The organism is Galactobacter caseinivorans (assembly GCF_003640665.1).
In the GTDB taxonomy this organism is placed as follows: Bacteria; Actinomycetota; Actinomycetes; order Actinomycetales; family Micrococcaceae; genus Galactobacter; species Galactobacter caseinivorans.
The window spans coordinates 376288-396521 of the sequence record NZ_QQXL01000002.1 but is presented as its reverse complement, the minus strand read 5'-3'; the positions used below and the strand labels follow the sequence as shown (position 1 = coordinate 396521).

Annotated in this window: 18 protein-coding genes; 15 read left to right on the top strand and 3 right to left on the bottom strand. The window is 66.5% G+C overall.

Annotated features, from left to right (window positions below):
• Both DWQ67_RS13980 and DWQ67_RS05435 read right to left on the bottom strand, forming a co-directional pair.
• The coding region (locus DWQ67_RS13980) for a hypothetical protein (protein ID WP_233555915.1) at nt 1-323 on the bottom strand (323 nt) is incomplete at its 3' end.
• A 5-nt stretch (nt 324-328) separates the two neighbouring features.
• Nucleotides 329-1033 (bottom strand): DUF6318 family protein, encoded by a 705-nt coding sequence (locus DWQ67_RS05435; protein ID WP_147433624.1) that lies wholly within the window; start codon nt 1031-1033, stop codon nt 329-331.
• Nucleotides 1034-1302: 269 nt separating this feature from the next.
• On the opposite strand from DWQ67_RS05435, the gene DWQ67_RS05430 reads away from it, so the two are divergent.
• From DWQ67_RS05430 to pdxT, 8 genes are all read left to right on the top strand, one after another.
• Complete coding sequence (locus DWQ67_RS05430) at nt 1303-1623, top strand: hypothetical protein (protein WP_121484559.1); 321 nt, start codon at nt 1303-1305, stop codon at nt 1621-1623.
• Nucleotides 1620-5675, top strand: a complete 4056-nt coding sequence (locus DWQ67_RS05425; protein WP_121484558.1) for a PHP domain-containing protein — start codon at nt 1620-1622, stop codon at nt 5673-5675. The genes DWQ67_RS05430 and DWQ67_RS05425 overlap by 4 nt, the downstream gene beginning before the upstream one ends.
• A gap of 52 nt (nt 5676-5727) precedes the next feature.
• Complete coding sequence (locus DWQ67_RS05420; RefSeq protein ID WP_121484557.1) at nt 5728-6132, top strand: VOC family protein; 405 nt, start codon at nt 5728-5730, stop codon at nt 6130-6132.
• Between the two features lie 301 nt (nt 6133-6433).
• The gene (gene thrS, locus DWQ67_RS05415) at nt 6434-8455 is read left to right on the top strand and encodes a threonine--tRNA ligase (RefSeq protein WP_121484556.1); all 2022 of its coding nucleotides are present in this window, start codon (nt 6434-6436) and stop codon (nt 8453-8455) included.
• Nucleotides 8448-9029, top strand: a complete 582-nt coding sequence (locus DWQ67_RS05410) for an HIT family protein (RefSeq protein ID WP_121484555.1) — start codon at nt 8448-8450, stop codon at nt 9027-9029. The genes thrS and DWQ67_RS05410 overlap by 8 nt, the downstream gene beginning before the upstream one ends.
• Before the next feature lie 4 nt (nt 9030-9033).
• Nucleotides 9034-9669, top strand: a complete 636-nt coding sequence (gene pgsA / locus DWQ67_RS05405) for a phosphatidylinositol phosphate synthase (protein WP_121484554.1) — start codon at nt 9034-9036, stop codon at nt 9667-9669.
• Nucleotides 9670-9873: 204 nt separating this feature from the next.
• Nucleotides 9874-10785, top strand: a complete 912-nt coding sequence (gene pdxS, locus DWQ67_RS05400; protein WP_121484553.1) for a pyridoxal 5'-phosphate synthase lyase subunit PdxS — start codon at nt 9874-9876, stop codon at nt 10783-10785.
• A complete protein-coding gene (pdxT, locus tag DWQ67_RS05395; protein ID WP_199712621.1) occupies nt 10779-11372 on the top strand; it encodes a pyridoxal 5'-phosphate synthase glutaminase subunit PdxT in 594 nt (197 codons plus the stop codon). Before pdxS ends, pdxT begins: the two co-directional genes overlap by 7 nt.
• 28 nt (nt 11373-11400) lie before the next feature.
• Here pdxT and DWQ67_RS05390 read toward each other — a convergent pair whose 3' ends face one another.
• A complete protein-coding gene (locus DWQ67_RS05390) occupies nt 11401-13407 on the bottom strand; it encodes a M3 family metallopeptidase (protein WP_121484551.1) in 2007 nt (668 codons plus the stop codon).
• A gap of 125 nt (nt 13408-13532) precedes the next feature.
• Between DWQ67_RS05390 and DWQ67_RS05385 the strand changes: the two genes are divergently transcribed.
• The 7 genes from DWQ67_RS05385 to secF all read left to right on the top strand — a co-directional run bounded on the left by DWQ67_RS05385 (nt 13533) and on the right by secF (nt 20112).
• On the top strand, nt 13533-14294 hold the full coding sequence (locus tag DWQ67_RS05385; protein WP_121484550.1) for a YebC/PmpR family DNA-binding transcriptional regulator: 762 nt from the start codon (nt 13533-13535) through the stop codon (nt 14292-14294).
• A 3-nt stretch (nt 14295-14297) separates the two neighbouring features.
• Nucleotides 14298-14930: a crossover junction endodeoxyribonuclease RuvC gene (gene ruvC / locus DWQ67_RS05380; RefSeq protein WP_121484549.1), complete on the top strand. Its 633-nt coding sequence runs from the start codon at nt 14298-14300 to the stop codon at nt 14928-14930.
• 60 nt (nt 14931-14990) lie between these two features.
• Nucleotides 14991-15623 carry a Holliday junction branch migration protein RuvA gene (ruvA, locus tag DWQ67_RS05375; protein ID WP_121484596.1) on the top strand — a complete coding sequence of 211 codons (633 nt, stop codon included), beginning with the start codon at nt 14991-14993 and terminating at the stop codon, nt 15621-15623.
• 1 nt (nt 15624) lies between these two features.
• On the top strand, nt 15625-16680 hold the full coding sequence (gene ruvB, locus DWQ67_RS05370; protein ID WP_121484548.1) for a Holliday junction branch migration DNA helicase RuvB: 1056 nt from the start codon (nt 15625-15627) through the stop codon (nt 16678-16680).
• Between the two features lie 134 nt (nt 16681-16814).
• Nucleotides 16815-17261 carry a preprotein translocase subunit YajC gene (gene yajC / locus DWQ67_RS05365; protein ID WP_121484547.1) on the top strand — a complete coding sequence of 149 codons (447 nt, stop codon included), beginning with the start codon at nt 16815-16817 and terminating at the stop codon, nt 17259-17261.
• A 72-nt stretch (nt 17262-17333) separates the two neighbouring features.
• The gene (gene secD / locus DWQ67_RS05360) at nt 17334-19127 is read left to right on the top strand and encodes a protein translocase subunit SecD (protein WP_121484546.1); all 1794 of its coding nucleotides are present in this window, start codon (nt 17334-17336) and stop codon (nt 19125-19127) included.
• Nucleotides 19120-20112: a protein translocase subunit SecF gene (gene secF, locus DWQ67_RS05355; RefSeq protein WP_121484545.1), complete on the top strand. Its 993-nt coding sequence runs from the start codon at nt 19120-19122 to the stop codon at nt 20110-20112. The genes secD and secF overlap by 8 nt, the downstream gene beginning before the upstream one ends.
• The last annotated feature ends 122 nt before the right edge of the window (nt 20113-20234 follow it).

Genomic DNA, 20234 nt, shown 5'->3' with positions numbered 1-20234 from the left:
TTGCTGACCGCTTTGCTGATGCGGGAGTTGGGGAGGGAGTTGTTGCAGACGGTGGTGGTGTCCCAGATGAACTTGGGCCCTCGTGTCCCGTTCGAGGAGGATCCGGCCCCGGGCGCTTTGGGGTTCTTACCCTTGACCGTCACCGGACCCGGCTTGGGAGACTGATGATTTTTATCTGCCCCTTGAATCCCGAACTTGTCGTGTACGGTTTCACCGTTGAATCTTCTATCAGCATCATCATCGCTGGCGCCTGCGGCCGTCGCTGTGAGGAGTGAAGCGACGACAACAAGAGCAGCTACAGTCGCGATACTTTGCCGGGGCATGACCCTTACCTGCCTATCTTGCGCATGTCGACTGTTCGCCATTGCTTATCGACGTACTCGATCCACAACCGCATCTGGGCTGAGCCGCCTGTCGCGCGCTGGTACAGCTTGCTCTCTCCGGTTGTCGTCCAAAAGCGACCAGGTTTCTCGTTTACCCGGGCATCGACTATGTGTGTTCTCTTCGCGGGAGGTTGTTCCTTGGCAGTGGCTAAGTCGACGTCGGTGCGAGATGTATCTCGCCACGTCCGATCCTTGGTCCACATGGTTATTGCGCCTTCACTGATGATCTTGCATGCCGCACAGTCCGCCGTTGAAGCATCTTTGAACGGGGCAGTGTTGCCGGTATCAAAGGCGTAGTTGTACGTCTCAAACCAGTATTTGATGAACGCCTTCTGCCCCTCAAAGCTCTTCTCCTTCGCCAGCTTGGGCAGCACCGGTTTGGGCACGTTCTTGGCCGGCGACGTGCTGGTGGCCGGCACGTACGCGTTGCTCGGACTGGAGCTGGCGGTCGGGCTGCCGCTCGGAATCGCCGTTGGCGAGGACGCCAACGGCGTCGGTGTCCCCATCGGAATGCTGGTTTGGGCGGGAGTCTCGGGCGGTCCGGAGCACGCACTGACCCCCAGCAGGACGGCGACACCAAGCCCCAACGCCCGCAGGCCAGCCCCACCCCGCTTGCCCCTCATCAGCTTGCTCCCCATCAACGCGGCCATGAGCCATCCCAGGTCAGCCAAGTGCGTAATGAACACACAGTAGACGATCCGTAACGCTGTTGGGAGTACTTATCCACAGATCGCAGGGGTGGGGGAGATGCCGGTGTTGGAGCGAGGTGTCCGGGGGTAGTCTTAGTCTAGATTTGTTCGAACACATCTTCGAAGATGGGCTTGGGCATGACAGCGCCACTCCTCTCCTGCTTCCCAGGAGGAAGGGCGGGGATCGAGCACGCACGGAGCACTCACACCGCGCGTTTTGGAGGGACTGGATGGGGCTGTTCACCCAGTCGGTGCAGGTGGTGCTGAGCGCCGCCAATTTGCCGCTGCGTTTGGGGTGGCAGGGCAGGGAGTGGCACGTCTGCGCCCAGCCGGTGCGTTGGTACGAGCGCCGCGCTTGGTGGGCGGAATCGGCTCGCGCTGAGAAAGGACATGGGCCGGGGTTGGTGGATCACGAGATCTGGCAGCTCCAGATACGCCTTGGTGAGCGGGACGCCCCGCGCACCGTCTACGTCTCGCATCAGCTGGAGACCGGCCGGTGGCGACTCATCAACGTCCCGGAGCAGGCAAACGAAATCAGAGCCACAGCATGAACGGCTTTAGTCACCTGCACGTCTCTACCGCCTTCAGCGCCCACCACGGCGTGGACCGGCCAGAGACCCTGGCGTCGGCGGCAGCCGCGGATGGGGCATGGGCCCTGGCCTGCACCGATCGTGATGGCCTCTTTGGGGCGGTGAAACACGTGGGTGCCTGCCTCAGCGAGGGGCTGGCGCCGATCCTCGGCGTCAGCCTGGACGTCCAGAGCGGGAAGCGAAAGGAAGCCCGCGCAGGGAACTCCGGCTCACCGGGTCCAAGCGGCCGCGTGGTGATCCTGGCCAGAGGCACGGCGCTGGAGCAAGAAGAGAAGCGCTGGCGCAGCCGGCTGGGGGCCATCACGCCCGGAGCCGGATACTCGGCCCTGTGCCACCTGGTCACGGCGGCCCACCATCGAGGCATGCCGCAAGATGCCGGCCTGGGCGCGTTACGTGATCTGAGCCCTGAGGCGCGGCACACGGGGCGGCGAGTACCCGCCGTCGGGCAGTCACCAGACCCGGCAGAGCAGGTGGGCATCCGAGTGAAGGAGTTGGCGAGGGAAACGCAAAGCGCGGCCGGGAACGGCCCTTCACTGCTGACTCTGCTTGGCCCCGATTCGGATGTGGGGCGGGCGGTGCTGCACAGAGACTATCGAGGCGCACGCGTGCTGCTGCGCGCCTGGAAACAGGCGCTGCCAGAGGGTGCCTGCGTCATAGAACTGATCACCCATATCTCCCGCCCTGGCGCCCCCTACAGCACCGCCCACGCGGTGCGCATGCTGCGCCTGGCCCGCGAGCTCGGGGTCCCGGCGGTGCTCAGCAACGCCGTGCGCTACGTGAATCCGGACGGCGCTGCCACGGCGGATGTGCTGGACGCTGTCCGGGTGCTTTCCCCGCTGACGGAGAGCGGGGAGCGGGTGGGGGTGGACGGCGCGCAGGTCAACGGGCAGGGCTGGCTGAAATCCGGCGCGCAGATGCGTTCCCTTGCCGCGGAGATAGCCCGGGAGATCGGCGATGCCTCGGAGGCAGCCCAGATCCTGGGCGACACCGAGGCGGTGGCAGCGGCCTGCGCCCTTGACCCGATTCCTGACATGGGGTGGGGCAAGCCGGTGGTCCCGGAGGCCAGTGTGCTGGGGCTGAACGGTGACCCCCAGCAACTGCTGCGCGCGCGGTGCGAGGACGGCCTGCGCCGCTGGTTTGGTCCGGAGGCGGGATCGGAGGCCTTTGGGAAGGCCGGCCGGGGCGGGGCACGGGACCGGCTGGAGCACGAGCTGGGGGTGATCGGCGACCTGGGGTTTGCGGGCTACTTCCTCACGGTCTCCACCGCCACGGACCTGATCCGGGGGCTCGGGGTGCGTTCGGCCGCGCGCGGCTCAGGCGCATCCTCCCTGGTGGCGTTCCTGACCGGAATCAGCCACGTGAACCCCCTGGCGCATGACCTGATCTTTGAGCGCTTCCTCTCCCGCGATCGCACCTCGCTACCGGACATTGACGTGGACGTGGAATCAGCCCAGCGTCACCGCGTTTACCGCGAGCTCTTCCGCCGCTTTGGACAGGAACGCACCACGCTGATGAGCATGCAAAACGCGTACCGTGCGCGCGGTGCTGTCCGGGACGCGGGGATGGCGCTTGGCATCCAGGGCGAGGAGGTGGACCAGATCGCTAAGAGCCTGTGGCGCTTTTCCGCCTCCAGTTTCCGCGACGCCATCGGCACCATGCCGGAGCTGCGCCCCCTGGCCTCGCGCCTGGAAGCGGACCGAGCCAAGGGCGGCAATCAGGTGGACCTGCTGGTTGACCTCACGGAGCGCCTTGACCGCCTGCCCCGCCACATCTCGATGCACCCCTGCGGCGTGATCCTCTCCGACGCGCGCCTGCTGCACCGCACCCCGGTGCAGGCCTCCGGCCTTGGGCTGCCCATGAGTCAGTTCGACAAGCACGACATGGACCCCATGGGGTTGCTCAAGCTGGACGTGCTTGGCGTGCGGATGCAGTCCACCATCGCCTACACGCTGGAGGAGATTACGCGCATCCACGGCACCGGCCAGTCCGTCTATGAGCAGGGCCAGCACAACCGCGTCTCCATGCGCGGTTGGTATGAGGGGCGCTCGGAATTTAGTGGGGTGGTGAGGCATGTGCCCGACGGCGCTGGGGCGCCGGACGGGATGATCGCCGCCTCGGTGCCGGAACCGGTCAGCGACGGCGCGCTGCCGGGCTGGCTGGGCCAGGACGGCGTGATTGACCTGGCGAGGGTGCCGCTGGATGACGAGGCAACCTACGAGATGATCCGCACCACCAATACCTTGGGCGTTTTCCAGATCGAGTCCCCGGGGCAGCGGGAGCTGATTGGCAAGCTGGCCCCGGTGGAGTTCAACGACTTGATCATCGACATCTCGCTCTTCCGGCCCGGCCCCATGCAATCCGATATGGTGCGCCCGTTCCTTGAGCAACGCCACGGCTTTGCCGAGGAGGCCTACCCGCACCCTGATCTGGCGCCCATCCTGGCCGAGACCCATGGTGTGGTGGTCTTCCACGAGCAGGTGTTGCGCATGCTGGATGTCATGACCGGCTGCGGCCTAGCTCAGGCGGATGTACTGCGCCGCCGGCTGGGGGATCCGGTCAAGGAGCCGGCGGTGGAACGCTTCTTCCGAGCCAAGACCACCGAGCGCGGCTACCCGCTGGCGATCATCGACAAGGTCTGGTCCACGCTGGCGGCCTTTGGATCCTTCGGCTTCTGCAAGGCCCACGGCGCGGCCTTTGCCGTGCCCACCTATCACTCGGCCTGGCTCAAGACCCATCACCCGGAGGCCTTCCTGGCCGGGCTCTTTGAGCACGATCCGGGCATGTACCCGCGCCGACTACTGATCGCAGAGGCCCGCAGGCTTGGCGTGCCCCTGCTGCCCTTGGACGTGAACCGTTCCGGCCTGCGCTTCAAGGTGGAGCAGGTCCCAGGCGCGCAGGGCGTGGAGGCTGTCCCTGGGGTGCGCGCGTCTGGACGCCTGGGCGTGCGCCTTGCCCTGAGCCTGATGACTGGACTAAGCGAGGCGGAGGCCATGCGGCTAGAGGCCCATGCGCCGTATGACTCGGTGGCTGATGTGCGCGAGCGCGCCCGCCCTACCCGCACCAACCTGCGCCGACTGGCGCAATTGGGCGCCCTGGACAGCTTCCTAGTGCCAGGCGCCGGGGGTCGCACCGATCTGGTGCATCACCTTGACGCACAACGCGACGGGGGCGCCAACGGCGTGGGAGCATCACGCACAGAGGGGCCAAGCAAGGCTAAGAAGACCGCACGCCAACAGGTGGACGGGCAGATGCCGCTGCCGTTGGGCGTGGACCTGGAGACCAGCGCGTTGGTGCCCATGTTTGGCCAAGAGAGCCCCTTGGAGCAGATCCGCACCGAGCTGGATCTCACCGCGGCTGACCTGAGCGGGCACCTGATGCAGGCGCATCACCCGTTCTTGGACAAGGTGGGCGCAACGCCGTCTGACAGCCTGCTCTCCCTGCGTTCCGGCTCGCGCGTACTGGTGGCCGGGGTTCGGGTCGCCACCCAGACCCCACCCATGCGCTCCGGGGAGCGGGTGGTGTTCCTGAGCCTGGACGATGGACACGGGTGTGTGGACATCGCCTTCTTTACCCATGCGCAACACGACACCGGCCCGTTGCTTTTCTCCTCCAATCTCATGCTGGTGGAGGGTGTCACTCGGCGGACCGGGCCGCGCGCCGTCTCCGTGCAGGCGCTGAAGGCCTGGGATCTGCAAGACCCCATGGCAGTGCTCCCGGAAGCCGACTACCTGGAACGCACCGAGGGGGAGTGGAGGGCCTCGCTGCGCAGGCCGCAGGATCACTCGGTCACGGTGCCGCACGAGGGCGGGGGCTGGTATCGGGGCATCGTGCGCGCGGGTACCAAGGGCGCCACGGCGGCGTCTTTGGCGCCGGTGGGCGCTCGGGCGCAACCCGTCCCATGGCGCCCGGGGGACGGCTCTGACGTGACCGGCGGTGGGAGCGAGGGCCTGGGCTCACTTGGCCAGGCCGCGCTGGGGCAGGCGCGGAGCAAACGCGCCGGTGGGATGGGCTGAAAGTGGTGTGAGCTGAAGGTAGCCTCTGGCACAGTCACGGAAAGGACACAGGATGCATCTGCACCATGTTCAGGTCTCCATCCCCGCCGGCGGCGAGGTCGCCGCGAGGCGGTTCTACGGCGATGGGCTGGGACTGACGGAGGTGGCCAAGCCAGCGGCCCTCGCCGGGCGGGGCGGCTGCTGGTTCCGGCGCACGACGGCGCAGGGTCAGGTGCTCGCGGAGATCCACCTTGGGGTGGAGGAACCGTTTGTCCCGGCTGCCAAGGCGCACCCAGCCCTAGTGGTGGAGGGCCAAGCGGAGTGGGAGGCGTTGGCGGCGAGGTTAGAGGCACATGGCGGCACCGTTTCCTGGGCCGAGCGCGACACGTTCCCTGGCTACCTGCGCTTTCACGCCACGGACCCCTTCGGGAATCGGGTGGAACTGCTCACGCCCACAGAGGCAGGAGCCGCCACGTGAGAACGCTGGAGATCAACGTCAAACGACCGCGCATGGCGTTGTCTTGGGCCAGGATCAATGGGCCGATGGTGAGAATCAATGGCTCTGCCTCAACAATGATGCCCAGGTGGTGTTGCTGGCGCTGATCGGCGTCCCGCTCCTCAGGCTCTTCGTGAGCAACCTCATCGTCGGCATTGGCGCGCTCCTGGGGTACCGGTGCCGGAACCGGGGCGGGCCCGCCTGCACTAGGATTGACTGCGGCTGGCCGTGGCCACAGTACGCCACATGCCTTGAAGCCTGAATCCACGAAAGAGGACCTCCTGTGTCGCAGAACATCACGCTCAATGTCGACGGAAACCAGCAGGAGGTGACCCAGGGAAGCACCGGCGCCGAGCTCTTCTTCGAGAACCGCGAGATCGTCGTGATGCGCGTGGATGGCGCCCTGCAGGATCTCTCCCGTGAGTTGGTCGCCGGCACCACCATCGAGGGTGTGAACATCAACTCGGAGGACGGCCTCAACGTCCTGCGCCACTCCACCGCGCACGTTATGGCTCAGGCCGTGCAGCAGTTGCGCCCGGATGCCAAGCTGGGCATTGGTCCTTATATCAAGGACGGCTTCTACTTCGACTTCGACGTCGAGGAACCCTTCACTCCGGAGGACCTCAAGACGCTGGAGAAGATGATGCTCAAGATCGTCAACCAGAACCAGAAGTTTGAGCGCCGCGTGGTGAGCCCGGAAGAGGCCCGCGAGGCCATGGCGGATGAGCCCTACAAGCTGGTGCTGCTGGACAAGGCCGCCGCGGATGACGAATCCGGCGAGGGCGTCTCCGTTGAGGTTGGCGCGGGGGAGACAACCATCTACTCCAACGTGGACCGTAAGAGCGGGGACATGGTGTGGTGCGATCTGTGCCGCGGCCCGCACCTGCAAAACACCAAGATCATCTCCAACGCCTTTGCGCTGACCCGCTCCGCCGCCGCCTATTGGCTTGGCAGCGAGAAGAACAAGCAGCTTCAGCGCATCTACGGCACCGCCTGGCCCACCAAGGCTGACCTGAAGGCCTACCAGGAGCGCCTGGCGGAGGCCGAGCGCCGCGATCACCGCAAGCTGGGCTCCGAGCTGGACCTGTTCTCCTTCCCGGATGAGCTGGGCTCCGGTCTGCCGGTGTTCCACCCCAAGGGCGGCATCATCAAGCGTGAGATGGAGGACTACGTCCGCGACCGCCACGTGGAGGAGGGCTTCCAGTACGTGGGGACCCCGCACATCTCCAAGGACGGCCTCTTCCACACCTCGGGTCACCTGCCGTACTACGCCGACACCATGTTCCCCGCCCTGCGCGTGGATGAGGAGTATGACGAAGAGGGCAACGTCACCAAGCCTGGCCAGGACTACCGCCTCAAGGCCATGAACTGCCCCATGCACAACCTGATCTTCCGCGGCCGTGGGCGTTCCTACCGCGAGCTGCCCCTGCGTATGTTCGAGTTTGGCCACGTGTACCGCTACGAGAAGTCCGGTGTGGTCCACGGCCTGACCCGCGTGCGTGGCTTTGCCCAGGATGACTCGCACTCCTACGTCACCAAGGAGCAGGCCCCTGCCGAGGTGGAGCACCTGCTCAAGTTCATGCTCTCGCTGCTGCGTGACTTTGGCATGGATGACTTCTACCTGGAGCTCTCCACCCGCGATCCGGAGTCAGATAAGTTCATCGGCTCCGAGGAACAGTGGGATGAAGCCACGGAGGTGCTGGAGCGCGTGGCCACCGAATCCGGTGTGGTGCTGGTGGCGGATCCCGGCGGCGCCGCCTTCTACGGCCCCAAGATCTCCGTGCAGGCCAAGGATGCGATTGGCCGCACCTGGCAGATGGGCACCGTGCAGTACGACTTCAACCAGCCGGCCCGCTTTGGCCTGGAGTACCAGGCGGCGGATGGCACCCGCCAGGAGCCGGTGATGATCCACGCCGCCAAGTTTGGCTCCATTGAGCGCTTCATGGGCGTGCTCGTGGAGCACTATGCCGGCGCCTTCCCGGCGTGGCTCTCGCCGGTGCAGGTCCGCGCCATCCCGGTGGCGGAGGCGTTTAACGACTACCTGGCGGAGGTGGTGTCCAAGCTCAAGGCCAAGGGCATCCGCGCCGAACTGGATGACTCCACTGATCGCTTCCCCAAGAAGATCCGCAACGCCTCCAAGGAGAAGGTTCCCTTTGTCCTGATCGCTGGCGGCGAAGACGCGGAGGCGGACGCCGTTTCCTTCCGCTATCGCGATGGCAGCCAGGACAATCAGGTTCCGGTGGATGAGGCGGTGGAGCGCATCGTGGCTCACGTGCGCAACCGGGTGAACTCCGACCATGTCTGAGTCCGCAGCGGACGCGACGCAATCGGCTGACGCCGCGGCGACGGACAGCTTTGAGTTGCCCTCCGACCCTGACGCCTTTGGCCGCTTGTGGACCCCGTACCGCATGGCGTACATCAAGGCCGGACAGGACCAGGTTACGGACCGGGCGTCGTGCCCGTTCTGCGCCGCGCCCGAGCGCAGCGACGAGGATGCCCTGATAGTTCACCGTGGGAAGCACTGCTTTGTGAACCTAAATCTGTACCCGTACAACCCGGGCCACATGATGGTGCTGCCCTACCGTCATGTGCCTGACTACACGGACATCAGCGTGGAGGAGACCGCGGAGATGGCCGCCCTGGCCCAGAAGGCCATGCGGGTGTTGCGTCATGTTTCTGCGCCCGCGGGCTTCAACCTCGGGATGAATCAGGGCCAGGCCGGGGGAGCGGGCATCGCGGCGCACTTGCACCAGCATGTGATTCCGCGTTGGAACGGCGACGCCAACTTTTTCCCGATCATTGCCAAGACCAAAGCCATCCCCGTGGTGCTTGGTGAGACCCTCGGTCTGCTCAAGCGCGGTTGGGAAGAGGTCGAGTAGAGCCATGCTTGATAGATACGCCCGCGAGCTTTTCTCTGCGATCTTCACCCCGGTGGCCCGTCTGCTCCAGCGCATGGGCGTCACCCCGGACATGGTCACCCTGATCGGTTCCCTCGGCGCGTGCCTTGGTGCCCTGGTGGGTTATCCGCTTGGACAGCTGTTCTGGGGCACGCTGGTCATCACGATCTTCATCTTTTCCGACATCGTGGATGGCGTGCTTGCCCGGCTTCCGGATGCGGACGGCAACCCGCCGATCCGCAGTGAGGGCGCCCAGCAGTGGGGGGCCTTCCTCGACTCCACGCTGGATCGGGTGGTGGATTTTGCGATCTTCGGCTCGCTGGCCTTCTGGTACTTCACGGGCGGTCAGCGCGTGGATATTGCGGCACTGTGCCTGCTGTGCCTCTGCCTCGGCGCAGTGGTCTCGTACGCCCGCGCCAAGGCGGAGGCCCTGGGCCTGAAGGCCAACGTCGGTATTGCCGAGCGCGGCGAACGCATCCTCGCGGTGCTGCTCTTCGCGGGCCTGGTTGGCCTTGGCCTCTCCCCGTGGGTGCTTTACGGCGTGCTGTGGCTGCTGGCCCTGGCCAGCCTGTTCACGATCTTCCAGCGCGTCGGATTGGTGCGGGCGCAGACCAGGGATTAGATCCCCTGCCCGACGCCGCGTGGTCACCGAGGATGCCCCGCTCACCTTCCCCACAGGGAAGGTGAGCGGGGCATCTTGCGCTGTCAACTCGCAACCCCCGGTGGCCCGTCACATATGACGCGCACCCTTGGGGCCGCGGCGGGCCGGGTTCCTAGCGTGGTGGGACAACCCCCCGGAAGCGCACGTCAGCCACAGGAGCAAGACATGAGCAGTACGCCCCAGAACCCCATTGACCGCAGCTTTGGCGGCACCCGAGTCAAGCGCGGCATGGCCACCATGCTCAAGGGCGGCGTGATCATGGATGTGGTCACGCCGGAGCAGGCCCGGATCGCGGAGGACGCCGGAGCGGTGGCCGTCATGGCGCTGGAGCGCGTGCCGGCGGACATCCGCGCGCAAGGCGGCGTCTCTCGCATGTCTGATCCGGACATGATTCAGGGCATCATCGACACGGTCTCCATCCCGGTCATGGCCAAGGCGCGCATCGGCCATTTTGTGGAGGCGCAGGTCTTGCAGAGCCTGGGCGTTGACTACATCGACGAGTCCGAGGTGCTCAGCCCTGCGGACTACGAGAACCACATCGACAAGCACGCCTTCACGGTGCCGTTTGTCTGCGGTGCCACGAATCTGGGGGAGGCGCTGCGGCGCCTGACGGAGGGAGCGGCCATGATCCGCTCCAAGGGTGAGGCCGGCACGGGGGACGTCTCCAACGCCACCACGCACATGCGCAAGATCCGCTCGCAGATGGGCCGCTTGACCACCCTGTCTGAGGATGAGCTCTACGTCGCCGCGAAGGAGCTGCAGGCCCCGTACGAGCTGGTCGCGGAGGTGGCGCGCACCGGCGAGCTGCCCGTGGTGCTCTTCACTGCCGGCGGCATCGCGACCCCGGCGGACGCGGCCATGATGATGCAGTTGGGCGCGCAGGGCGTGTTTGTTGGTTCCGGCATCTTCAAGTCCGGCAACCCGGCCCAACGTGCCGCGGCGATCGTGAAGGCCACCACCTTCTACGACGACCCGTCCGTGATTGCGGAGGTCTCACGCGGGCTGGGTGAGGCCATGGTGGGCATCAACGTCCCGGACATCCCCGTGCCGCACCGCCTCTCCGAGCGCGGCTGGTGAGCGCACCGCGCGTCGGTGTCCTGGCGTTGCAGGGTGACGTGCGCGAGCACGTGGAGGCCCTGCGCGCCGTGGGGGCGGAGGCAGTGCTGGTGCGGCGCGCCTCGGAGTTGGAGTCCGTGTCGGCGCTGGTGATCCCCGGTGGCGAGTCCACCGTGATGGCGCGCCTGGCGCGCGTCTTTGGCCTCTTTGTGCCACTGCAGCAGCGGATCGCCGCCGGGCTGCCGGTGCTGGGCACCTGCGCCGGCATGATCCTGCTCGCGGACTCCATCCTGGACCCGGCTGCGGACGGCGAGGGCGTGCCCCAGGAGAGCCTGGGAGGGCTGGACGTCGCGGTGCGGCGCAACGCCTTTGGACGTCAGGTGGAGAGCTTCGAGGCGGACCTGCTGATCGCGGAAGATCCGCGACCGGTGCGGGCCGTCTTCATCCGGGCCCCACGCGTGGAGCGCGCGGGGCCCGGCGTGGAGGTGCTCGCCTCGGTGGGCGAGCACCCCGTCGCCGTACGCCAGGGGTCCTTGCTGGCCACGGCCTTTCATCCGGAGTCCGCGGGGGAGCTGCGTTTTCACCGCGCGTTGGTGGCGCAGCTCTGAACCCTCTGACCCGCCGTGCTCCGCAGGGCTATGACTCCAACAGCCCCCGGCGGCGCAGCAACGGCTCGGTGCCTGCGTCGCGCCCACGGAACGCCCTGTAGGACTCCAGGGCGTCGCGGGTGTTGCCGCGGGCCAGGAACTCCTCGCGGAAGCGCTGGCCTGCGGCGCGGACATCCGGCTGCTCCTCGAACCACTCCACTGTGTCTGCGTCCAGGACCTCTGCCCAGAAGTAGGAGTAGTACCCGGCTGAGTACCCGGATTCGAAGATGTGCTGGAAGTAGCCGGTGCGGTAGCGCGGGGGCAGCGTGGCCGGGTCAAAGCCGTGAGAGGCCAGGGCGCGCTCCTCAAACTCGAGGGCGTCCTCCACCTCCTCACCGGCGGCCAACCCGTGCCAATCCAGGTCAAGCAGCGCGGCGGCCAGGTACTCGCTCGTGGCGAAGCCCTCGCCCCACGTCGCCGCTGCCTTCAGCGCGTCAAGCGTGCCCTCCGGCAGCGGCTCCCCGGTGCGCACGTGCACCGCGTAGTGCGGCAGGATCTGGGGGTGCTCCGCCCACAACTCGTTGACCTGGCTGGGGTACTCCACGATGTCCCGTGGCACGGCGGTGCCGGCCAGTGAGGGGTAGCGGGCGGTGGAAAAGAGCGCGTGCAGCGCGTGGCCAAACTCGTGAAAGAGCGTGTGGACGTCATCCAGGGTGCACAGGGCCGGCTCGCCCTCCGCCGGAGCGGGAATGTTGAGGTTGTTCATGACCACCGGGCGCTCATCCAGCGCGGATGCGCCGTCGCGTAGCGAGTTCATCCAGGCCCCGCCCCGCTTGGTGGGACGGGTGAAGAAGTCGCCGATGAACAGCCCCAGTCCGCTGCCGTCCTCGTCAAAGACCTCCCAGACGCGGGCGTCCGGGTGGTGCACAGGAAGGTCCGGGCGCGGGGTGAGAGTGACGCCGTACACCAACTTGGCGGCGCGGAAGACGCCGTCTTCCAGGACGCGATCCAGCTCAAACCACTCACGCAACGCCGCGCCGTCCACTCCATATTCCTTGGCGGCAATGCCGGCCAGGCCACGCGCCCGGTCCCAGGGCTGGGTCGGCGCGCCCTGGAACTCGGCGATCCGCTCATCCTCCAAGGTCGCGTTGACCAGCGCGGCGGGCACGGCGGCGTCCAGCAAGGCGGTGACCTTGCTGAGGTCCGTCTCCGAGCGCTCCGCCAGCGTCAGCGCGGCGTGGTCGGCAAAGCCGAGAAGTTGGGCCCGTTGGGCGCGCAGGGCCACTACCCGTAGGGCAAGGCTGAGCGTGCCGCCCTCCTCGGCGCTTCCGCGCGAGACGGAGGACTCGTGAAGGCGGCGACGCGCCTCCGAGGACTCGAGCACGGACAGGGCCGGCTGGGAGCTGGGCAGAATCAGCGTGAGCAGGTGACCGCTCTCGTGGCCTGCCTCGCGCGCGGCTGCGGCGGTGGCAGCCAGCTGGGACGCGGAGAGCCCGGCGGCCTCTTCCTCGCTGAGCAGGACTCCGGCCTCATTCAGATCTGCGCTGGTGCGCTGCCCAAAGGCGGTGGAGAGCCGGGAGATCTCCTCGTTCAGCGCGGCCAGGTGCGTGCGCTCGTGCTCGCCCAACTCCGCGCCGGCCAGGCGCCGGTGCAGCGTCACGACCTCCACGAGCCGCGCGTCCTCGCCGCTGAGGGCGGACACGTCCGCCTGCGCCAGGCGCGCCGTCAGGGCTGGGTCCATCTCCACCGAGTCGTTGTGCGCGGTGATCATCGCCATGATCTCCACCTCTGCGGCCTGCATCTCTGGCGTGCCGTGGGAGGGGATGATGTTCCACGCGGTCGCCACGGCCCGGCGCAGGGGCTGGCCGGCCAATTCAAGTGCCACGAAGGTGTTCTGGAAGGTGGCCGGCTCGGTGCTATCGGCAATCTCCCTGATCTGCGCGGAGTGGTCTTCGATCCCCTCACGCACGCCATCGATGAGGTCCTGGGCGGTGATGGTATCCAACGGCGGGAGCTCGTAGGGCAAGGTGCTTGGCTGAGAAAACACTGTTGTCATGCGTCTCACCCTGCCACCAAATCCACGGCCGCGCAGTGCTAAGGGCTAGACTGATTCACTGAGACGCCAAAGATTTTTTGGTTGGTCAGTGAGCTTTTTTCGTAGATCAGTGAGCAAGGAGCGCGATGTCCGGGCATTCCAAGTGGGCCACCACTAAGCACAAGAAGGCTGCTATCGACGCCAAGCGCGCCAAGGCCTTCGCCCAGTTCATCAAGAAGATCGAGGTCGCGGCTCGTGCCGGCGGCGCCGACATGGCCGGCAACCCGGGCCTGGAGCTGGCCGTTTCTAAGGCCAAGAAGAACTCCGTGCCGATCATGAACATTGACCGCGCGGTGAAGCGCGGCGCTGGCCTGACCGGTGAGGTCGTTGACTACACCGAGATCATCTATGAGGCGCGCGGCCCCCAGGGCTCCGCCTTGTTGGTGGAGTGCCTCACGGACAACAAGAACCGCGCCGCGTCTGAGACGCGCGTGGCCATCACCCGCAACGGCGGCACCATCGCGGACCCGGGTTCGGTGCAGTACCTCTTTGCCCGTAAGGGCATTGTGGTGGCGCCCAAGGAGGAGCGCAGCGAGGATGACCTCCTGGAGGCCATCCTTGAGGGCGGCGCGGACGCAGAGGAGATCCAGGACGCGGGGGAAAACTTCGTGATCCAGTCGGAGCCCACCGATCTGCGCGCCGTGGCAGAGGCCCTTGACGCGGCCGGTATCCACTATGAGACGGACGAGGTGGAGTTCATCCCCTCCATGAAGGTGGAGCTGGACCTGGACGGGGCACGTAAGTTCCTCAAGCTGGAGGAGGCCCTGGAGGAGCTGGATGACGTGCAGAGCGTCTACTCCAACGTGGAGATCCCCGCTGAGGTGCTGGCTCAGCTCGAGGAGGACTAGGCCGTGCCGCTGCGGGTGGTCGGGGTGGACCCCGGCCTGACCCGCTGCGGCCTCTCCGCGGTGGACGTGGAGCGCAACCGCTCCGCACAGCTGGTGGCCGTCAAGGTGGTAGGCACCGCCTCGAGTGAGCCGCTTGATCAGCGCATCCTGGCGATCGCTGATGCCATCGACGAGTGGTTGGATACGCACCGCCCGGACGCCGTGGCGATCGAGCGGGTCTTTACCTACACCAACGTCTCCACGGTCATGGGCACCGCCCAGGCCACCGGCGTGGTGATTGCGGCCGCCGCACGCAGGAACATTCCGGTCGCGCTGCACACACCCACCGAGGTGAAGGCTGCGGTGACGGGAGACGGGCGCGCGGACAAGGCCACCATCACCGCCATGGTCACTCGCATCCTTAAGCTGGACGCCCCGCCTAAGCCAGCGGACGCGGCGGATGCCATCGCGATTGCCCTGGCGCACGCCTGGAGAGGTGCCGCTCCCGGCTCACTTGCCGCCGCGTCGTCGGGCGCTCAAAGCGGCATGACCGCCGCCCAGCGCGCCTGGGCGCAGGCACAGGCCAAGGCCGGTAGTACAGGGAAACGCGCCGAGGAGGCGCGGCTGAGGGCGCTCGTGAAGCGTTCGGCGCGGTAGGCTGTTCGAAGACTTGTTCGGATGGCCCGCGCCGCGGGCCGCACTGCGGAAGGGCCACGCATGATCGCGCAACTCACCGGGACCGTCGCCTCCGCGACGCTGAGTTCCTTGGTGCTCGACGTCGCAGGGGTGGGTTACCTGGTCAACTCCACTCCGCGGGCCCTGGCCTCATTGCGCGTGGGTGAGCCGGCCACGGTCTTTACCGCGCTGGTGGTCCGCGAGGACTCCATGACGCTCTTTGGTTTTGATTCCGCGCGTGATCGCGACACCTTCGAGATCCTGGTGTCGGTGCAGGGGATTGGTCCGCGCCTGGCGCTGGCGATTCTGTCCGTGCATGAGTCGGAGCAGATTGCGGTGGCCGCGGCCACGGAGGACACCAAGGCGTTCACGCAGGTCTCTGGCATTGGTCCCAAGGGGGCCCAGCGCATTGTGCTTGAGCTCAAGGGCAAGCTGGTCCCCACGGGGGAGCGCAGCGCGGCACCGGCCGCGCCCGTGCTGGCCGGCGCCGAGGAGCGGGTGGCGCAAGTCATCGAGGGGCTCTCCGGCCTGGGCTGGAGCGAGAAGGACGCGGGCAAGGCGGTGGCCGCGGCCCTCAAGGACGACCCGAGCCTGGAGGAGGCCAGCGTGTCAGAGTTGCTGCGCAGCGTGTTGAGCGGCATCGGTCGCGGCGTCGGCACCAGGGCGGTGCGCTGAGATGGACGAGTCACGCACCTTGGTTGACTCCACCTCCGAGCCGGAGGAGCGCGCCATGGAGGCGGCCATGCGCCCCAAGAACCTGGATGAGTTTGTGGGCCAGCACCGCGTGCGCAATCAGCTCTCCCTGGTGCTGGAGGCATCCAAGATGCGCGGGCGCGTGGCTGATCACGTGCTGCTCTCCGGCCCTCCAGGGCTGGGCAAGACCACGCTGGCCATGATCGTCGCGGCGGAGATGCAGGCGCCGCTGCGCATCAGTTCCGGCCCGGCCATCCAAAACGCCGGGGACCTGGCAGCCATCCTGTCCTCCCTCACGGAGGGTGAGGTGCTCTTCCTCGACGAGATCCACCGGCTCTCCCGCCCCGCGGAGGAGATGCTCTACCTGGCCATGGAGGACTTCCGGGTGGACATCATCGTGGGCAAGGGCGCCGGCGCCACCGCGATTCCGCTTGATCTGCCCCCATTCACCCTCGTGGGTGCCACCACGCGCGCTGGCCTGCTGCCCGGCCCGTTGCGTGATCGCTTTGGCTTCACCGGACACCTTGATTTTTACGCCCGCGAGGAGCTGGAGCTGGTGTTGCGCCGCTCCGCCGTGCTGATGGACCTGCGCGTGACCTCCGCGGGATTCACCGAGATTGCCCGGCGCTCCCGTGGCACCCCTCGCATCACCAACCGCCTGCTGCGCCGTGTGCGTGACTGGGCGCTGGTGCACCGCAAGGAACTGATCGACGCGGAGTCCGCCTCCGCCGCCCTGGACATGTATGAGGTGGACGAGCGCGGCCTTGATCGCCTTGACCGCGCGGTGATTCACGCCCTTTGCGTCAAGTTCGGCGGCGGGCCGGTTGGCCTGTCCACGCTGGCCATTGCCGTGGGAGAGGAGACGGAGACCGTGGAGGAAGTGGCGGAGCCGTTCCTGGTGCGCGAGGGCCTGCTTGGCCGCACGCCGCGAGGGCGCATCGCGACCGCCGCCGCGTGGCAGCACCTGGGATTGCGCGCCCCTGAGGGCGCGCCGGGTGGATGGGCCGGCATCGATTCCGCTCAGGAGCCACTTCTCTAAGCCGATTCGCAGGTGCACCCTGCGGTGGGTTCGTGTGAAATGCGTCCCGTCACCGCTATGCTGGTGGGCACGTGTGCCCTGTCTTTTTGGGATATGGGCGCAGACTCAATCTTTGAACAGGTACGGGACTTCACGTGACTACGAGCAATATCCTCGCCGAGGGCGAGCAGGCAGCAGCCGGCGGCATCGACCCCATCATGATTGTCCTGGGCATCATGGTCGTCTTTTTGATCTTCATGATGATGCGCAACCGCAAGAAGGCCGCGGCCGCGCAGGAGGAAAAGAAGAGCAAGCTGGTGCCCGGCGCAGAGGTCATGACCACCGCGGGGCTCTTTGCCACCGTGGTCTCCATCGACGCAGAGGCCAACCGCGTGGTGCTCGAGGTTTCCCCCGGCACGCAGATGACCTTCGACGCTCGCGCCATCTCGCAGTTCGTGGAGGAGCCGGCCCCGGTGGTGGCAGACTCCCCGGCGGACGCCGCCGCCGCGCGCGGTGAGCTGAACCTGTCCAAGGACACGGACGCCACCGAGACCCCCGCACGCGATGAGGATGGCCCCGAGGGCCAGCAGCCCCGCCCCTGACCAACCGTCCGCTCCACCCGGCCACCCGTTAAGCCCGGGTGGAGCCCGTAGCCATCCCTTCGGAGGACCTCCATGGCATCCACCGCCCCCGTACGCCACGCGCGCAAAGCGCTGCTGTGGCTGGGCATCATCCACCTTGTGCTGTTTGCAGTGCTGACCTCAGGCGTGGTCCTGAGCAACAACGGCACCATGGGACAGGACGCCGCGTCCTTCAACCCCAAGCTGGCCCTTGACCTGCAGGGCGGCACCGAGATGGTGCTGGAGCCGGTTCTTGAGAACGGTTCCGATCAGCAGATTCCTGCCGAGCAGCTTGATCAGGCCGTGCAGATTATCCGCGAGCGCATCTCCGGTGCGGGCGTGTCAGAGACCGAGGTGACCACTCAAAACGGTCGCAACATCGTGGTCTCCATGCCCGGCGTGCCAAGCGATGAGACCAAGCGCCTCATCTCCTCCTCCGCACAGATGCAGTTCCGCCCGGTGATCACGGGCATCCAGTCGGTGGAGGCCATCCCGGAGGCCAACCGCACCAAGGCGGCCCAGCTGCCCAAGCCCACGGCCAAGCCGGCCAATGGCTCGGATCCCAACTGGATCACTGCGGATCTACAGAAGCGCTTTGAGGCCTGGGACTGCATGGCGGAGGCGGCCAAGGCCCCCCGCGCAAGCTTCCCCGCGGATGAGCCTTCCATCGCCTGTGACTTCAGCCAGGGCATGAAGTACATCCTTGGCCCGGTGGAGGTGAAGGGCGACTGGATCTCAGACGCCACGAGCAGCCAGGCCACCAACTCGCAGGGGTATGTCTCCGGCGGTTTTGCCGTGAACCTCTCCTTCAATGGCGAGGGAGCGCAGGCCTTCAAGGAGGTCACCACGCGCATCACGGCCCTGGAGAGCCCCCGCAACCAGTTCGGCATTGTGCTGGATGGCTTGATTGTGTCCGCGCCGGTCTCGCAGGCCATCATCACCGATGGCAAGTCGCAGATCACCGGTAGCTTCACCAAGGACTCCGCCGCTGAACTGGCACAGCAGCTCAAGTACGGCGCGCTGCCCATGAGCTTCCAGGTGCAGACGGACCACCAGATCTCCGCCACCCTCGGTACCGACCAGCTTCGGGTCGGCATCATCGCCGGCCTGATTGGCCTGGCGCTCGTGGCCATCTACTCCTTCTTCCAATACCGCCTGCTTGGCCTGGTGACGATCAGCTCGCTGATCATCGCCGGCGCGCTGACCTACCTGGCCATCGCCTTGCTTGGCTGGAGCGCCAACTATCGCTTGTCGCTGGCCGGCGTGGCGGGCATCATCGTCGCCATCGGTCTGACCGCTGACTCGTTCATCGTCTACTTCGAACGCATCCGTGACGAGCTACGAGACGGGCGCTCGCTCACCCTGGCCGTGGAGAACGGCTGGGCGCGAGCCAAGCGCACCATCCTGGCGTCCAAGGCAGTGAACCTGCTGGCAGCCGTGGTGCTGTACTTCGTCTCCGTCGGCAGCGTGAAGGGCTTTGCGTTCACGCTTGGCCTCACCGCCATCGCCGACCTCGTGGTCGTGTTCCTCTTCACCCACCCGATCATGCAAATCCTGGGACGCACGCGCTTCTTCGGTGAGGGTCACCGGGCCTCCGGCCTTGACCCTTCCCTGTTGGGTGCCGAGCCGCTTTACCGCGGCGCGGGCACCTTCCGCGAGCGTCGCGTCAACGAGGCGCCCAAGGGCAAGGAGCGTGGTGCCTCCAAGGAGGCGCAGCGCCGCCTGACCATCGCCGAGCGTCGCCGCGCAGAGGAACTGGAGCGGCGCGGGGGCAAGGGCAAGTCATCTACTGCCGTGCTGGATCACGACGAGGACGAGCAGAACACCCAGGAGGATTCCCGTGCCTAAACTCGCAACGTGGGGCAACGAGCTCTACACCGGCAAGCGTTCTTACGGCTTTGTCGCGCATCGCAAGATCTGGTTCATCATTGCCGCGGTCCTGGTGATTGCCTCCATCCTGGTGCCCGTCATCAAGGGAGGCTTCAACCTCGGCATCGACTTCCGCGGTGGCAGCGAGTTCCAGGTTCCTGGCTCCAGCTCGCAGGCCGTTGACCTGGGCAAGAACGCCGTGAATGAGGTGGTCCCGGACAAGCACCCAGAGGTGACGGTCCAGGCGGGAACCACCATGCGCGTGCAGACCAACGTCCTCAGCGGCGAGGAGACCACCAAGGTCAAGCAGGCCCTCGCCAAGGCCTACGGCACGGAGGTTGGCACGGTCTCTGACAGCTCCATTGGCCCCACCTGGGGCGCTGACGTCTCCCGTCAGGCCGCCATTGGGCTGGTCGTCTTCATCGTCCTCGTGGCGCTGCTGATGGCCGTGTACTTCCGGACGTGGAAGATGTCCCTTGCGGCCATCATCGGCCTCCTGGTGGTCGTCGTGGTCACCGCCGGCATCTACTCCGCGACCAACTTTGAGGTCACTCCCAGTGCCATCATCGGCTTCCTCACCATCCTGAGCTACTCGCTCTATGACACGGTGGTGGTCTTTGACAAGGTCAGGGAGAACACGCACGATCACTCGCAACAGGCCACGCTCACCTTCGCGGAGCAGGTCAACCGCGCGGTGAACCAGACCCTGGTGCGTTCCATCAACACCTCGGTTGTGGCCATCCTCCCGGTGGGCGCCATCCTGATCCTTGGCTCCATCATCTTGGGTGCGGGCACGCTGCAGGACCTGTCGCTGGCCATCTTTGTTGGCATCATCGTCTCCGCACTGTCCACCCTCTTTGTGCAGGCCCCGCTCTACGCGCAACTGCGCAATAACGAGCCGGCCATCAAGGAACACGACAGGAAAATCCTTGAGGAGCGCGAGGCAGAGCTCGTCGACGCCTGACACGCTGGACGCCCTGAGCGTCATCGGCACCTAGCACCCCTCGGAGTGACCTAGGATTAAACGTCATCCGGTCCCATCGCGGGCCGGATGACGTTTTTGTTCTCCACGTGTGTGCGTGGGTC

Coding starts and splice junctions, on each gene's coding strand:
- DWQ67_RS05435 (WP_147433624.1), bottom strand. CDS start 1,033: ATGGCCGCGTTGATGGGGAGCAAGCTGATGAGGGGCAAGCGGGGTGGG.
- DWQ67_RS05430 (WP_121484559.1), top strand. CDS start 1,303: ATGGGGCTGTTCACCCAGTCGGTGCAGGTGGTGCTGAGCGCCGCCAAT.
- DWQ67_RS05425 (WP_121484558.1), top strand. CDS start 1,620: ATGAACGGCTTTAGTCACCTGCACGTCTCTACCGCCTTCAGCGCCCAC.
- DWQ67_RS05420 (WP_121484557.1), top strand. CDS start 5,728: ATGCATCTGCACCATGTTCAGGTCTCCATCCCCGCCGGCGGCGAGGTC.
- DWQ67_RS05410 (WP_121484555.1), top strand. CDS start 8,448: ATGTCTGAGTCCGCAGCGGACGCGACGCAATCGGCTGACGCCGCGGCG.
- pgsA (WP_121484554.1), top strand. CDS start 9,034: ATGCTTGATAGATACGCCCGCGAGCTTTTCTCTGCGATCTTCACCCCG.
- pdxS (WP_121484553.1), top strand. CDS start 9,874: ATGAGCAGTACGCCCCAGAACCCCATTGACCGCAGCTTTGGCGGCACC.
- DWQ67_RS05390 (WP_121484551.1), bottom strand. CDS start 13,407: ATGACAACAGTGTTTTCTCAGCCAAGCACCTTGCCCTACGAGCTCCCG.
- DWQ67_RS05385 (WP_121484550.1), top strand. CDS start 13,533: ATGTCCGGGCATTCCAAGTGGGCCACCACTAAGCACAAGAAGGCTGCT.
- ruvA (WP_121484596.1), top strand. CDS start 14,991: ATGATCGCGCAACTCACCGGGACCGTCGCCTCCGCGACGCTGAGTTCC.
- ruvB (WP_121484548.1), top strand. CDS start 15,625: ATGGACGAGTCACGCACCTTGGTTGACTCCACCTCCGAGCCGGAGGAG.
- secD (WP_121484546.1), top strand. CDS start 17,334: ATGGCATCCACCGCCCCCGTACGCCACGCGCGCAAAGCGCTGCTGTGG.